This is a genomic window from Frateuria sp., from assembly GCF_035695185.1.
Classification (GTDB): Bacteria; Pseudomonadota; Gammaproteobacteria; order Xanthomonadales; family Rhodanobacteraceae; genus Frateuria_A.
The window spans coordinates 1-13,165 of sequence record NZ_DASSES010000153.1 but is presented as its reverse complement, the minus strand read 5'-3'; the positions used below and the strand labels follow the sequence as shown (position 1 = coordinate 13,165).

The following is a 13,165-nucleotide window of genomic DNA, read 5'->3' as shown; positions in this document are numbered from 1 at the left end:
GTGGGCCAGGCGAAGTCAGGCACGCCGCATCCTCCGGCCCGGCATGGCGAGCGCGGCGCGCAGCCAGCGCCGCACCGCCTCCAGCATGGCGTGGGTGTCGTAGGACTGCGGCCGGTAGATCGCCGGCTCCAGGGTCATGAGGCGTTCCAGCGTCGGAACATCGACCGGCACGCGTGCCAGCGCCGAGCGCCAGGCCTCGCCACGCAGACGCACGGCCGCCGGGTCCTGCGTCCGCGCCACGCGGCGCAGCAACTGGTGCAAGCCGGCGGCCAGCGCCTGAGCGTCGTCGGCGTGGCGTGCGGCCAACAGGTCGACCTCGGCGAGAATCCGGGCATGCCGCCGCCGCTGCGCCCGCGCGCGAAACAACCGCCAGGTGCCGACGGCGGCGAGCGCCAGGACGAGCGTCGCCAGCAGCCACCAGCCCGGCGCGGGTGGCCACCACGCTGGCGCCGCCGGCAGGTGGATGTCGCGCAGTTCGGGGCCTTGCGGCGTGGGCATCCTCATCGCCCCGGCCTCGCCCCGAGCAACCCGGTGACAGCCTCCAGCGGATCGCTCGCGGTGTCGATGCTGCGCCAACGCAAGCCCAGCGACTGGGCCAGCGCGACCAGCTGCGCCTGGCCTGCGCCGAGCGACTGCTGGAATTCGCGGCGCTGGCGCATGCCCTCGAGACTGACCTCGCGGCGCTCGCCGTCGTGCTCGAGCGGATAGCGCCCGGGCGGCGGCAGTTCCCGCTCCAGCGCGTCGGCCACCACCAGCACGCAGACGCGGGCGTGGCGCGACACCTCGCGCAGGCGGCCGCGTGCCGCCTCGTCGCAGCTCAGGCCGTCGCTGATCAGCAGGACGCGGCTGGCGCCATGCAGGCGTCCCGCGCGCGCGATCGCTTCGGACAGCGGCTCGTCGATATCGACGACCGCATCGGCATCCCACTCGGCCAGCGCCCCGCACAGGGCCACCGCACCGCGCGCGCCGCCACGCGGCTTGAGCAGGTGCTGGCCGCTGCCGAAGGCCATCGCACCGACACGCTCGCCGGCGCGTACCGCATACCACCCGGCCAGCGCCGCGGCGCGCGCCGCCTGCACCGACTTGAAGCGCACGCGGGTACCGAAACGCATGCTCGGGTGGGTATCGAGCAGGATCAGCAGTCGTCCCTCGCGTTCCTCCTGGAACAGCTTGGTGTGGAGCTTGCCGCTGCGTGCAGTAAGCCGCCAGTCGAGCCGGCGTACGTCGTCGCCTGGCTGGTAGACGCGCGATTCGGCGTAGTCCATGCCGCGTCCATACAGGCGGCTGGATTGCTGCCCGGCCTGCGCGGCGCGACTGTCGAGCGGCAACGGTCGAACGCGGCCGACCCGCGCGCGCATGGCGAGCAGTTCGGCCAGCGATACGGTGACGCGACCGTCGCCATCGGCGTGCACGGGCACGGCGGACATCACGGCTGCGGCACGAGATCCAGCAGGCGGTCGATCACCTGGTCGCTGCGCACGCCCTCGGCTTCGGCCTCGTAGCTGAGCAGCACGCGATGGCGAAGCACTTCGTGGACCACGCCGTGCACGTCCTCGGGCAGCGCGTAGTCGCGCCCGGCCAGCCAGGCGTGCGCACGGGCGCAGCGATCCAGTGCGATGGTCGCACGCGGGCTGGCGCCCCAGGCGATCCAGCGTTTCAGCTCCGGCCCGTAGCGACCGGCGTCGCGCGTGGCCAGCACGAGCTGCGCGAGGTACTCCTCCAGCGCCGGCGCAATGTGGACATCCAGTGCGGCATCGCGGGCGGCAAAGACGTCGGCCTGGCTCAGCAGCGCGCGCGCCGGGGTCGCCGGATGCATGGCGCGGCGGGCCTGCTCGCGGGCGAGCTTGAGGATGGCCAGCTCCGACGGTGCGTCCGGGTACCCGATCGTCACGTGCATCACGAAGCGGTCCAGCTGCGCCTCGGGCAAGGCGAACGTGCCTTCCTGCTCGATCGGATTCTGCGTGGCCATCACCAGGAACAGGTCGGGCAGCCGCCAGGTGCTTCGGCCCACGGTGATCTGCCGTTCGGCCATCGCCTCCAGCAGGGCCGACTGCACCTTGGCCGGCGCGCGATTGATCTCGTCCGCCAGCACGATGTTGTGGAACAGCGGCCCCCGCTCGAACTCGAAACTGGCCGCCTGCGGGCGGAACACGTCGGTGCCGGTGAGGTCGGCCGGCAGCAGGTCCGGGGTGAACTGCACGCGATGGAAGTCGGCCTCGATGCGCGCGGCCAGCGCCTTGACCGCGGTGGTCTTGGCCAGGCCCGGCGCGCCTTCGACCAGCAGGTGGCCATCGGCCAGCAGGGCGATCAGCAGGCAATCGATCAGGTGCGGCTGGCCGATCACCTCGCGCTGCAAGTCCTCGCGCAGGTGCGCGAAAGCCTGCTGCAGGCGATTGGGGAAGGTGGTCTGCGGTGTGTCCATCGGCAATCCAGGAAGCAACGCGGTAACTGACCGCGCCAACGCGCGGAAGTTTAGGTCCGCCCGTACCAGCGCCGCGTGTGCCGTATCGCATGGTCGCGCCCGCACGGCAGATCCCAACGAAAAGGGGCGGCCGAGGCCGCCCCTGGGGTTTCGTGCGCGACGCGCTTACTGCAGCGTATCGCTCAGGATACGCGGCGTGACGAAGATCAGCAGTTCGGCCTTGTTGTTGTTCTTGACGGTATGGCGGAACAGTGCGCCGAGGCCGGGAATGTCGCCCAGGCCGGGCACCTTGCTGATGGAGTTGGCCTTGGTGATCTCGTAGATGCCACCGAGCACGACGGTCTGGCCGTTGTCCACCAGCACCGAGGTGTTGATCTCGCGGGTGTCGATCTGCGGCACCTGGCCGCTACCCGGGGCGTCGATGAACTTGGCCAGCGCATCCTTCTTGACGTTGATCTTCAGGTACACGCGGTTGTCGGCGGTGATCGTCGGGGTAACCCGCAGCTCCAGCACGGCATCCTTGAACTGCACCGTGGCGGTACCGCTGCCGGCCGAACCGGTGGCGCTGTTCTGGTAGGTCACGTAGCCGATCTGCTGGCCCTGGCGGATCACGGCTTCCTGCTGGTTGGCGGTGATCACGCGCGGACTGGAGATCACCTCGCCACGGCCCTCGGTCTGCGCCGCCGAAAGTTCCAGGTCGACCAGGTAGTTGGCACCCAGGATCGCCAGGCCGAAGCTGCCCATCGGGTTCGAGGCGGGCAGGTTGACGTTGAAGCCTGCATCACCGGTCTGGAAGGTGATCGGATCGCCGTTGTGCAGGTCGATCCCGCTCTCCGCCGCACCCGTGCCGGTGGGGCTGGTGACGATGCCGTGCCCGCCACTGGTGGTGTGGTAGCCCTGCACGCCCCACTTCACGCCCAGTTCCCGGGTGAAGTCGTCCGTCGCGACCACGATGCGCGATTCGATCAGCACCTGCTGCACCGGGCGATCGAGCACGGCGATCAGCTGGCGGAGCTCGCGGATCTTGTCCGGCGTCTCGTTGAGCAGCAAGGTGTTGGTGCGCTCGTCGTAGGACACGCTGCCGCGTGGCGACAGGAAGCCGCGGCTGCTGCCGCCACCGCCGCCGCCCGCGCCGCTCTTGCTGCCGGTGGTCAGCAGCTTGGCGATGTCGGCGGCCTTGCCGTAGCTGATCGGCACGTAGTCGGTGACGAGTTCGGCGGTGTCCTCGGCCTTCAGTCGCGCGTCCGCCAGGTTCTGCTCGTAGTTGGCGAGTTCCTGCTGCGGGGCGATCCAGATGACGTTGCCGTCACTGCGCTTGTCCAGGCCCTTGGCACGCAGGATCACGTCCAGTGCCTGGTCCCACGGCACGTTGACCAGCCGCAGCGTGACGCTGCCGCCCACGCTGTCGGCCACGACCAGGTTCTTCTTGGACATCTCGGCGATGAATTGCAGCGCTGCGCGCACCGGAATGTCCTGGAAGTTGAAGGTCACGCGGGTGCCGCTGTAGACCGGCGGCTGGCCCTTGGCGAGCTTGCCGTCGGCACTGGCCTCCTTCTTCGGTGCGACCTCGACCACGTACTGGTCGGCGGTCTGGTAGGAAGACGTCTCCACGCTGCCCTTGATGGCGATCTCCATGTGCGCGCCGCCACCCATGCCGGCATGGGTGGTGATCGACTGCACCGGCGTGGCGAAGTCGAGCACGTCCAGGCGCTGCGCCTGCTCGGCGGGAAGCTTCACGTGGCTGAGGTTGACGACGAGCTTGTCGCCCTCGCGGTGCATGTCGACGTCCGCGCCGGCACCGCTGAAGCTGACCAGCACGCGGCCTTCGCCGTTCGGGCCACGACGGAAGTCGATGCCGGACACCGACGGGCCGTTCATGGCCGAGGGCAGCGCCTTGGTCGGGTCGATGGTCGAGGCAGTGGTGGTGGTCTGCGCGGCGGTGCCGTTGTTCACGGTCATCACCAGGTCGTTGCCATCCACCCGCGTGTCATAGGAGGCATCGCGCATCAGTTCGACCACCACGCGGGTGCGGCCACCGGCGGACACCGCCGAGACGCCCAAAGTGGACCCCTTGCCGATGTCCAGGTGGCGTTGTGCCGCGTTGGTGGTGTCGGCGAAATCCACCGCGATGCGCGGCGGGTTGCCGGTGGTGAAGATGCGCGGCTGCGGCGGCGGGCCGCCGGCGAAGTTCATGTGCAGCTCCACGCGGCCGCCCGGCAGCGTGTCGTAGCTGATTCCCTTGAGCGTGTTGGTGGCCGCCAGGGCATCGCCGGCCCATGCGGCGGCGGCCATCAGCAGGCCTGTCAACAGGCAACGGCGTGCATGGCGCATGGCTCGGCCCCGGACAGGTTGGATGTGGTTGCTCATTGCGTCAGCCCCTGTGTTCATTTGTCGCCGAGCCCGATGCTGGCCGACCGTTCCATCCAGCCGCCGTTGCCGTTGGAAACCAGCTCGACCAAGTCGATGTGGTCTTCCGCAATGCCGGTGACCCGGCCGTAGTTCTGGCCCATGTATTCGTTCTCGTGGACGCGGTGGATCACGCCACCGGGGTCCTTCACCAACGCTTCCATGTTCGCGCCCGTGCCGACCGTGCCGACCATCTTCAGACTGTCCAGCGCGAACATCTCCAGCGGCTGCTTGGGCCGCCCCTCGTCGGGCCGGGGACCGTTGGATGCGACGCTCGGCTGCGCTTCGGCAGTGCTCGCACTGAACGGGTCGCGCTTGCCGTCGTCCGAGTACTGGAAAGTCTCGAACGTCTTGATGACCGGCAGCGGCGGGATCGGGGCACCCTTCTTGCTCTTCTCCTGGGCCACCCAGTCGCGCAGGTCGGACATGCCGCGGGTACAGCCGGCCAGCAACAACAGCGCGGCGAGCATCAGCAGCAGCCGCGCCGCGCTGGCGGGCCTGATGGCTATCGAACGGCTCATTTGCGCCCCCTCGCCTTGCCCTTCGCGGGCTTCTTCGTGGCGACGCTTTCCTCGTCGTCCAGGTAGCGGTAGGTCTTGACCGTACCCTGCAGCACCAATTGCCCGCCAGGCGGCGGCTCGCCGTTGGGTCCGATCGGCAACTGCGTGGTCAGCGACACGTTGTGCATGGTGAGGATCACCACGCGCGGCAGCGAAGCGACGCCGCTGATGAAGTTGCCGAACTGGTGGTAGGTACCGACCATCTTCAGGTCGATCGGCTCCTCGGCATAGAAGTCCTGCGGCTTTTCGCTGCCCGGATCGAACACCTGGATTTCGAGGCCGGCCGCCAGCGCCGTCTGCGAGATGTCCACCAGCAACTCGGGCATCTCGGTCTTGCTGGGCAGCTGGCGCAGCAACTGGCGCAGCATGTCCTGCATCTCGTCCAGTTGCTGCTGCAACGCTTCGAGATTGACCGACTTGGCCTGCTTCTGGGTGAACTCCTGCTTCAGCGACACCTCCTTGGAGGCGAGGTCCACGAGCGAATCCTGCTGCCCGCTCACGTGCAGGTACCAGCCAAGCAGGATCACGACCAGGAACACCAACACCGTGAAGAAGATCTTGACCGACTTGGACCAGCCCCCGATGTTGTTGCGGTCGAGGGTGCGCAGTTCATCGAAGAACTTCATTTGCGAGCCCCCCCACTGACGGCCGCCGGCGTGCCGTTGTCCTGCAGCTGCACCGGCATCTTCGCCGCTTCCTCCTCGCTGGGCTGGCTGAGCTTGACACCCAGGCCGAACGTGTAGGGCATGCGCCCGGCGCGGTACTTGATCTGGGTCTTGTCCAGGTCGGCGCCGCCCATCCAGGGCGAGGCATCCAGGTTGCGCATGTACTCCGCCACGCTGGTGTTGGACTGCGCCACGCCATTGAGCACCATCGAATCGCCGTTCTGCTTCATGCTGGTCAGGCGCGCGCTCGCCGGGATCGTCTTCACCAGTTCGTCGAACAGGTGGACCATCTGCGAACGGTTGGCCTGCAACTGCTCGATGATCTGCTTGCGTGCGAGCAGCCGCTGGCGGACCTTCTCCAGGTCCTTGATCTTGGCGATTCGCTCGTCCAGCTGCTTGATCTCGCCTTGCAGGTAGGCGTTGCGCTCGTTCTGGTTGTCGATGCGCATGCCCATCCAGAAGGCCCAGAGCAGCACGACCACCACCGCCGCCGCGAAGGCGGCGCCCAGCTGCATGAAGAATTCCCGCTCGCGCTGCTTGCGCCGCTCGGCGCGCCAGGGAAGTAGGTTGATGTGTGCCATCAGTCGAAACTCCTGAGCGCCAGGCCGACGGCGATCATCAGCGCCGGGGCATCCTGCGCCAGCGACTGCGCCTGCACCTTGGGCGCCAGCGACATGCGGGCGAGCGGGTTGGCCACCATGCACGGCACGCCCAGCTGCTCCTCCAGCATCGGGCACAGCCCCTCGATCGAGGCGCAGCCACCGGCCAGCACGACCTGGTCGACCTTGCTGTACTCGCTGCCGGCGAAGAAGAACTGCAGCAGGCGGCTGATCTGCTGGATCAGCGCCTCCTTGAATGGCTCCAGGGCCTCGGTCTCGTAGGACTCGGGCAGGCCACCCTTGCGCTTGGCGCGCCCGGCTTCCTCGTAGGAGAGGCCGTAGCGGCGCATGATCTCGTCGGTCAGCTGCTTGCCGCCGAACACCTGCTCGCGCGAGTAGATGGTGCGCTGATGGCGCAGCACCGACAGCGTGGTCATGGTGGCGCCGATGTCGACCACGGCGACCAGCGCGTCGCGGCTGACGTTGAGCTGGTCGACCAGCATCGCGAAGGCGTTCTCCATCGCGAAGGCTTCCACGTCGACCACCTTGGCGGCGAGCCCGCCGAGATCCAGGGCAGCCACGCGCATGTCCACGTTCTCGGTGCGGGACGCGGCCAGCAGGACGTTGTTCATGTCCGGGTTGTCGCGCACCGGCCCCAGCACCTCGAAGTCGAGGCTGACCTCGTCGATGGGATAAGGGATGTACTGGTTCGCCTCGACCTGGATCTGGCCTTCGAGGTCTTCCTCGGAAAGGTCCGCGGACATCGGCACGATCCGCGTGATCACCGCCGACCCGGCCACGGCCGCGGCTGCGTGCTTGAGCTTGGAACCGGACCGCGCCAGTGCGCGGCGGATCGCCTCGCCCACCGCCTCGACCTCGACGATGTTCTTCTCGACCACCGCATTGGGGGGCAGCGGCTCCACTGCGTAGTGTTCCACGCGATAGCGGCCGCCGGACTGGCTCAGCTGTAGCAGCTTGACCGCAGTCGAACTGATGTCGACGCCGATCAGCGGCGGCTTCTTGGGTGTAAACAGACCCACGATTTTCCCCCTTGGCCCCTGGCGCCCGGGCCGGAAACCGGCGGATGCGCGAGGGCATTAGATCGAAAAATTAACGCTATGGCAACGGCCTACGGCAACTTTCTCAACAAAATGGCGTGATGGCCTGCACATTTGGTTGACACCGCCCCTGATGGGCCGTTTTCGCGATCCAGCCCCGGTTCGGGCGGGCGATCGATAGTGCAACATCTATACTCGACAGTGTTTTGACTTGAGTCTCGCTCTTCCAAACCATGCATATTTTTAAGCGTCTGCTGCGCTGGGCCTCGATCCTGGCCCTTACCGGTCTGTTGCTGGCCATCGCCGCCGTCGGAGTCGCCTACTGGCTGGTCTCCCCTCGCCTGCCCTCGGTGGCGATGTTGAAGGACTACCACATGCAGGTGCCGCTGCGGGTGCTCAGCGCCGACGGCAAGCTGATCGCCACCTTCGGGGAGACCCGACGCATCCCGGTCGACATCGCCAAGGTGCCTGACAAGCTCAAGCACGCCGTGCTCGCGGCCGAGGACGCCGATTTCTACAACCACCCGGGCGTGGACTGGCACGGCATCGCACGCGCGGGCTGGCACGTGATCATCTCGGGCGGCGACAAGGGCTCCGGTGGCTCGACCATCACCCAGCAGGTGGCACGCAACTTCTTCCTCAGCCCGGAGAAGCTGTACTCGCGCAAGCTGATCGAGATCTTCATCGCGCTGCGCATGGAGAACGAGCTGACCAAGGACCAGATCCTCGAGCTCTACCTCAACAAGATGTTCCTGGGCCACCGCGCCTACGGCGTGGCGGCGGCAGCCGAGTACTACTACGGCAAGACACTGGACCAGCTGACCATCGCCCAGTGCGCCACCATCGCCTCGACATTCCAGTTGCCCTCGCTGGTCAACCCGATCAACAGTCCCAAGCGCATGCTGGCGCGGCGCAACTGGGTGCTGGGACAGATGCTCGAGCACCGCTACATCAGCAAGGCCGAATACGAACAGGCGGTCAGCGAACCCAACAACGCCTTCCCGCACGAGCAGCCGATCGAGGTGGATGCCCCCTACCTCGCCGAGATGGTGCGCCTGCAGGCACTCGACCGGCTGGGCAACGACGCCCTGACCGAGGGCTACGTGGTGCGGACCACCCTGACCAGCACGCGCCAGCAGGCGGCGGTGGAAGCGATGCGCGACGGCCTGGTCGCCTACGACCGCCGCCACGGCTGGCGCGGCCCCGAAGCGCACCAGACGCTGGCGCCGGACGCCGGCAACGACGACCTGGACCGCCTGCTGTCGGGCTACACCGACATCTCCGGCATGCAGCCGGCGATCGTCACCGCCGCCAGCGCGCAGGCGGCCACCCTGTACCTGGCCAGCCGGCAGACCGTGGAGCTGGGGCTGGACGCGGTCGCCTGGGCGCGCCCCTACCGCAACGAGAACCACACCGGCCCGGCACCCAAGAGCGTGGCCGAGGTGCTCAAGCGTGGCGACATCGTGCGCGTGGCGCGCAACGACAAGGGCGACTGGGAGCTCGCGCAGCTGCCCAAGGTGCAGGGCGCGCTGGTCTCGGTAAATCCGGAGGACGGCTCGGTGCAGGCGCTGGTCGGCGGCTTCAGCTTCCTGCGCAGCAAGTTCAACCGGGCGGTCATGGCGGCACGCCAGCCGGGCTCGAGCTTCAAGCCCTACCTGTACTCGGCGGCGTTCGAGCGGGGCTTCACCCCGGCTTCGATCGTCAACGACGCCCCGCTGGCCCTGCCCGACCCGTCCAAGCCGAACGGGCTGTGGACGCCGGAGAACGACGACGGCAAGTTCGACGGCCCGATGCGCCTGCGCGAGGCGCTGGTGCAGTCGAAGAACCTGGTCTCGGTGCGGCTGCTCGACGCCATCGGCGTGAGCTTCGTGCGCGACTACATCACCCGTTTCGGTTTCCCGCTCGATGCGTTGCCGAAGAATCTTTCGCTGGCGCTGGGTACCGCCTCGGTCTCGCCGATGGGGATGGCTCGCGGCTACGCGGTGTTCGCCAATGGCGGCTACCTCGTGTCGCCTTATTTCATCAAGGAGATCGATGGCCGCGACGGCAAGCCGGTCTACGTCGCCAACCCCAGCCGCGCCTGCCGCACCTGCCAGGAGCGCCTGCTGGACACCCGCCCGCCCGGCCCGCCGCCGGCAGACACGGGGGGACACCCGGCCAATGCGGTGGCTGCGGTGCCGGCCGGCGCCAGCACCGTGGCCGGCGTGGGCGATGCCGTGTTGCCGGCCGACACCCACGAGGGCCCGCACACACCGGTGCTGGCACCGCAGGTGATCGACGTGCGCAACGACTACCTGATCACCTCGCTGATGAAGGACGTGATCCTGCGCGGCACCGGCTATGCCGCCAAGGCGCTGGGACGTGACGACCTGGCCGGCAAGACCGGTTCGACCAACGACCACCGCGATGCCTGGTTCGTGGGCTTCAACGGCGACCTGTCCACCTCGGTGTGGGTCGGCTTCGACGACTTCAGTTCGCTCGGGCGAGCCAACGGCGTGGGCGAATTCGGCGCACAGGCCGCCCTGCCGATCTGGATGGGATACATGGGCACCGTGCTCAAGGACATGCCATCCAACGCACTGCCGATGCCGCCCGGCATCGCCACCGTGCAGATCAACCGCCAGAGCGGCCTGCCCACCTCGCCGAACGACCCCAACGCGATGAGCGAGGTGTTCAAGGTCGAGGACGTCGACCGCCTCCGTGCCCAGGCGGCGCAGCAGCAGCAGAACCAGGACGAGCAGCACCCGTACGACATCTTCTGACGACGGCCTCGCGGCGACAGACCACTCACGCCGGATCGGGTTTGCTCCGATCCGGCCTTTCCGGAGCAGTGACATGGCACGCGGCGAACACCATCGCATCCATGCGCAGGATCGCCAGCAGCGCAACCGGCTGCGGGTGGCGCAGGAGGCCGCCCGGTTGATGAGCGAGCACGGCATCCGCGACTTCCACCATGCCAAGCTCAAGGCCGCCGAGCGGCTGGGCATCCACGACGCACAGGCCCTGCCACGCAACCAGGAAATCGAGCAGGCATTGCGCGAGCGCCAGCGCCTGTTCGATGCGGACAGCCAGCCACTGCAACTGAAGGCACGGCGCGAGGCGGCGCTGGAGGCCATGCGTTTCCTTGGCCGGTTCGACCCACGACTGGTCGGGCCCGTGCTCGAGGGCACGGCCGACGCGCACTCGGCCGTCTGCCTGCACGTGTTCAGCGACGACCCCGATGCCGTAGTGCTCTTCCTGCGCGAGCACGGCGTGCCGGCGGAGATACAGACCCGCCGGTTGCGCCTCAGTCGCGAGGAGCAGTCCGACTACCCCGTGCTGCTGTTTGCCGCCGACGGCCTGCCATTCGATCTCACGGTGATGCCTCGCGACGCGCTGCGCCAGGCGCCGCTGGACCGCATCGACGAGAAACCGATGCGAAGGGCATCACTGGGCGCGGTCGAGGAACTGCTGAACGAACCTGGTGCGCAAGACGAGTTCGAGCGGATGCTCGCCGCGGTCCGACGCTGAGCCCGTACGCTCCTCCAGGAGCGCACCTCGTGCGCAACCACCCTGCTTCGATCGGCCGCGCCACTGGGCGCTCCTGCGAATACCGCGCAGTACAGGCAACGTGCCAGCACGCCCGCCTCCGTGCAGCAGCGCGACCCTGCGCGACCGCCAACCACTGGCCTGGCCTGCGGCTGCACGCGGGCGCCGCCCCCGCAAGAACCGAAAACGAAAACGCCCCGGCAGGGCCGGGGCGTTCTCGTTTCGGCAGGACCGCCGCGTTCAGCGCTTGTCGACGGCCGTGTAATCGCGGACGTCGGCGCCGGTGTAGATCTGGCGCGGACGACCGATGCGCGAGCCGGGCGTCTCGTGCTGCTCGATCCAGTGCGAAATCCAGCCGGCGGTGCGCGCGATGGCGAACATCACGGTGAACATCTCGGTCGGGATCCCCAGCGCCTTGTAGATGATGCCCGAGTAGAAGTCGACGTTCGGGTACAGCTTGCGCTCGACGAAGTACTCGTCCTTGAGCGCCGCCTCTTCCAGCTTCATCGCCACGTCCAGCAACGGGTCGTTGACGCCCAGTTCGTTGAGCACCTTGTGGCACATCTCGCGGATGATCTTGGCGCGCGGGTCGAAGTTCTTGTACACGCGGTGGCCGAAGCCCATCAGGCGGAAGTTGTCGTTCTTGTCCTTGGCGCGCTTGACCGCGGTGTCGACGCGATCGGGCGTGCCGATCTCCTGCAGCATCTCCAGCACCGCCTCGTTGGCGCCGCCGTGGGCCGGGCCCCACAGCGCGGTGATGCCCGCGGCGATCGAGGCATACGGATTGGCGCCGGTCGAGCCGACCAGGCGCACGGTCGAGGTGGAGGCGTTCTGCTCGTGGTCGGCGTGCAGGATGAACAGCAGGTCCAGTGCCTTGGCCGCCACCGGGTTGAGCTGCAGCGGCTCGCTCGGCACCTCGAACATCATGTGCAGGAAGCGCTCGACGTACTCGAGGTTGTTGCGCGGATAGCGGAACGGCCAGCCGATCGAGTAGCGGTAGCAGGCCGCCGCGATCGTCGGCATCTTGGCGATCAGGCGGATCGCGGCGAGCTTGCGGTCGGCCGGGTCGTCGACATTGAGGTCGTCGTGGTAGAAGGCCGACAGCGAGGCGACCGAAGCGGCCAGCATGGCCATCGGATGCGCGTCGTGGTGGAAGCCCTGGAAGAAGTTCTTCAACGACTCGTGCATCATCGTGTGATGCGTGATCTGGTGCTCGAAGGCCGCGAACTCGTCCTGCTTGGGCAGCTCGCCGTTGAGCAGCAGGTAGGCCACTTCCAGGAAGGTCGACTTTTCGGCGAGCTGCTCGATCGGGTAACCACGATACAGCAGCACGCCCTTGTCGCCGTCGATGTAGGTGATCGCGCTCTTGGTGCTGGCGGTCGAGCCGAAGCCCGGGTCGTAGGTGAAGTGGCCGGTGTCCTTGTACAGCGTCCCCAGGTCGATGCACGAGGGCCCCAGCGTGCCGCTCAGCAGGGGCAGCTCGGCGCTGCGGTTGCTCGATTCATCGACGAGCTTGACGACCTTGGCATCGGACACGGGAACCTCCTTACTTTAAAGACGTGCCGGAGGCATCCGCGGTGGGCACCGCCCGGCAAGGGAAAGGGCATCGCGCTGGGGAAAGCGGCCGATGCAACCGACGCATTATCGCACATCGGCCGCCCAACATCCGCCCGCGGATGGACCTCGCGGGCACGCAAAAGGACACGGGGCGGGCCACTGGCCCGCCCCGTGTCCGGGAATGTCACGTGCCCGCCACTGCCGCGGCGGCGGGCGTGAAGCGACCTTCGCTTACTTCTGGCCGTAGCGGCGGCGGAACTTGTCCACGCGGCCGCCGACGTCGAGGGTCTTCTGCTTGCCGGTGTAGAACGGGTGCGACTGGCTGGAGATATCCACCTTGACCAGCGGGTACTCGTTGCCGTCTTCCCAC

Annotated in this window: 12 protein-coding genes; 2 read left to right on the top strand and 10 right to left on the bottom strand. The window is 67.7% G+C overall.

Features of this window, described 5'->3' with window-relative positions:
• Positions 1-15: 15 nt before the first annotated feature.
• The 8 genes from VFH59_RS12505 to VFH59_RS12470 all read right to left on the bottom strand — a co-directional run bounded on the left by VFH59_RS12505 (position 16) and on the right by VFH59_RS12470 (position 7,692).
• Positions 16-498, bottom strand: a complete 483-nt coding sequence (locus VFH59_RS12505) for a DUF4381 family protein (protein WP_325165233.1) — start codon at positions 496-498, stop codon at positions 16-18.
• Between the two features lie 2 nt (positions 499-500).
• The gene (locus tag VFH59_RS12500; protein WP_325165232.1) at positions 501-1,427 is read right to left on the bottom strand and encodes a DUF58 domain-containing protein; all 927 of its coding nucleotides are present in this window, start codon (positions 1,425-1,427) and stop codon (positions 501-503) included.
• The gene (locus VFH59_RS12495; protein WP_325165231.1) at positions 1,427-2,422 is read right to left on the bottom strand and encodes a MoxR family ATPase; all 996 of its coding nucleotides are present in this window, start codon (positions 2,420-2,422) and stop codon (positions 1,427-1,429) included. Before VFH59_RS12495 ends, VFH59_RS12500 begins: the two co-directional genes overlap by 1 nt.
• 165 nt (positions 2,423-2,587) lie before the next feature.
• The gene (gene pilQ / locus VFH59_RS12490) at positions 2,588-4,753 is read right to left on the bottom strand and encodes a type IV pilus secretin PilQ (protein ID WP_325165230.1); all 2,166 of its coding nucleotides are present in this window, start codon (positions 4,751-4,753) and stop codon (positions 2,588-2,590) included.
• A gap of 53 nt (positions 4,754-4,806) precedes the next feature.
• Positions 4,807-5,349, bottom strand: a complete 543-nt coding sequence (locus VFH59_RS12485; RefSeq protein WP_325165229.1) for a pilus assembly protein PilP — start codon at positions 5,347-5,349, stop codon at positions 4,807-4,809.
• Complete coding sequence (locus VFH59_RS12480; protein WP_325165228.1) at positions 5,346-6,014, bottom strand: type 4a pilus biogenesis protein PilO; 669 nt, start codon at positions 6,012-6,014, stop codon at positions 5,346-5,348. Before VFH59_RS12480 ends, VFH59_RS12485 begins: the two co-directional genes overlap by 4 nt.
• Positions 6,011-6,634: a PilN domain-containing protein gene (locus tag VFH59_RS12475; RefSeq protein WP_325165227.1), complete on the bottom strand. Its 624-nt coding sequence runs from the start codon at positions 6,632-6,634 to the stop codon at positions 6,011-6,013. The genes VFH59_RS12480 and VFH59_RS12475 overlap by 4 nt, the downstream gene beginning before the upstream one ends.
• On the bottom strand, positions 6,634-7,692 hold the full coding sequence (locus tag VFH59_RS12470) for a pilus assembly protein PilM (protein ID WP_325165226.1): 1,059 nt from the start codon (positions 7,690-7,692) through the stop codon (positions 6,634-6,636). Before VFH59_RS12470 ends, VFH59_RS12475 begins: the two co-directional genes overlap by 1 nt.
• Before the next feature lie 251 nt (positions 7,693-7,943).
• On the opposite strand from VFH59_RS12470, the gene VFH59_RS12465 reads away from it, so the two are divergent.
• Both VFH59_RS12465 and VFH59_RS12460 read left to right on the top strand, forming a co-directional pair.
• A complete protein-coding gene (locus VFH59_RS12465) occupies positions 7,944-10,472 on the top strand; it encodes a penicillin-binding protein 1A (RefSeq protein WP_325165225.1) in 2,529 nt (842 codons plus the stop codon).
• A 73-nt stretch (positions 10,473-10,545) separates the two neighbouring features.
• A complete protein-coding gene (locus VFH59_RS12460) occupies positions 10,546-11,220 on the top strand; it encodes a hypothetical protein (RefSeq protein WP_325165224.1) in 675 nt (224 codons plus the stop codon).
• A 258-nt stretch (positions 11,221-11,478) separates the two neighbouring features.
• On the opposite strand, the gene VFH59_RS12455 is transcribed toward VFH59_RS12460, so the two are convergent.
• Together VFH59_RS12455 and rpmE are read right to left on the bottom strand one after the other, a co-directional pair.
• Complete coding sequence (locus VFH59_RS12455) at positions 11,479-12,774, bottom strand: citrate synthase (protein ID WP_325165223.1); 1,296 nt, start codon at positions 12,772-12,774, stop codon at positions 11,479-11,481.
• A 252-nt stretch (positions 12,775-13,026) separates the two neighbouring features.
• Positions 13,027-13,165: 50S ribosomal protein L31 (gene rpmE, locus VFH59_RS12450; RefSeq protein WP_325165245.1), on the bottom strand; the 139-nt coding region annotated here is incomplete at its 5' end.

Excerpts from the sequence above, each read along its gene's own strand:
- VFH59_RS12505 (WP_325165233.1), bottom strand. The coding sequence starts at position 498 with ATGCCCACGCCGCAAGGCCCCGAACTGCGCGACATCCACCTGCCGGCG.
- VFH59_RS12500 (WP_325165232.1), bottom strand. The coding sequence starts at position 1,427 with ATGTCCGCCGTGCCCGTGCACGCCGATGGCGACGGTCGCGTCACCGTA.
- VFH59_RS12495 (WP_325165231.1), bottom strand. The coding sequence starts at position 2,422 with ATGGACACACCGCAGACCACCTTCCCCAATCGCCTGCAGCAGGCTTTC.
- pilQ (WP_325165230.1), bottom strand. The coding sequence starts at position 4,753 with ATGCGCCATGCACGCCGTTGCCTGTTGACAGGCCTGCTGATGGCCGCC.
- VFH59_RS12485 (WP_325165229.1), bottom strand. The coding sequence starts at position 5,349 with ATGAGCCGTTCGATAGCCATCAGGCCCGCCAGCGCGGCGCGGCTGCTG.
- VFH59_RS12480 (WP_325165228.1), bottom strand. The coding sequence starts at position 6,014 with ATGAAGTTCTTCGATGAACTGCGCACCCTCGACCGCAACAACATCGGG.
- VFH59_RS12475 (WP_325165227.1), bottom strand. The coding sequence starts at position 6,634 with ATGGCACACATCAACCTACTTCCCTGGCGCGCCGAGCGGCGCAAGCAG.
- VFH59_RS12465 (WP_325165225.1), top strand. The coding sequence starts at position 7,944 with ATGCATATTTTTAAGCGTCTGCTGCGCTGGGCCTCGATCCTGGCCCTT.
- VFH59_RS12460 (WP_325165224.1), top strand. The coding sequence starts at position 10,546 with ATGGCACGCGGCGAACACCATCGCATCCATGCGCAGGATCGCCAGCAG.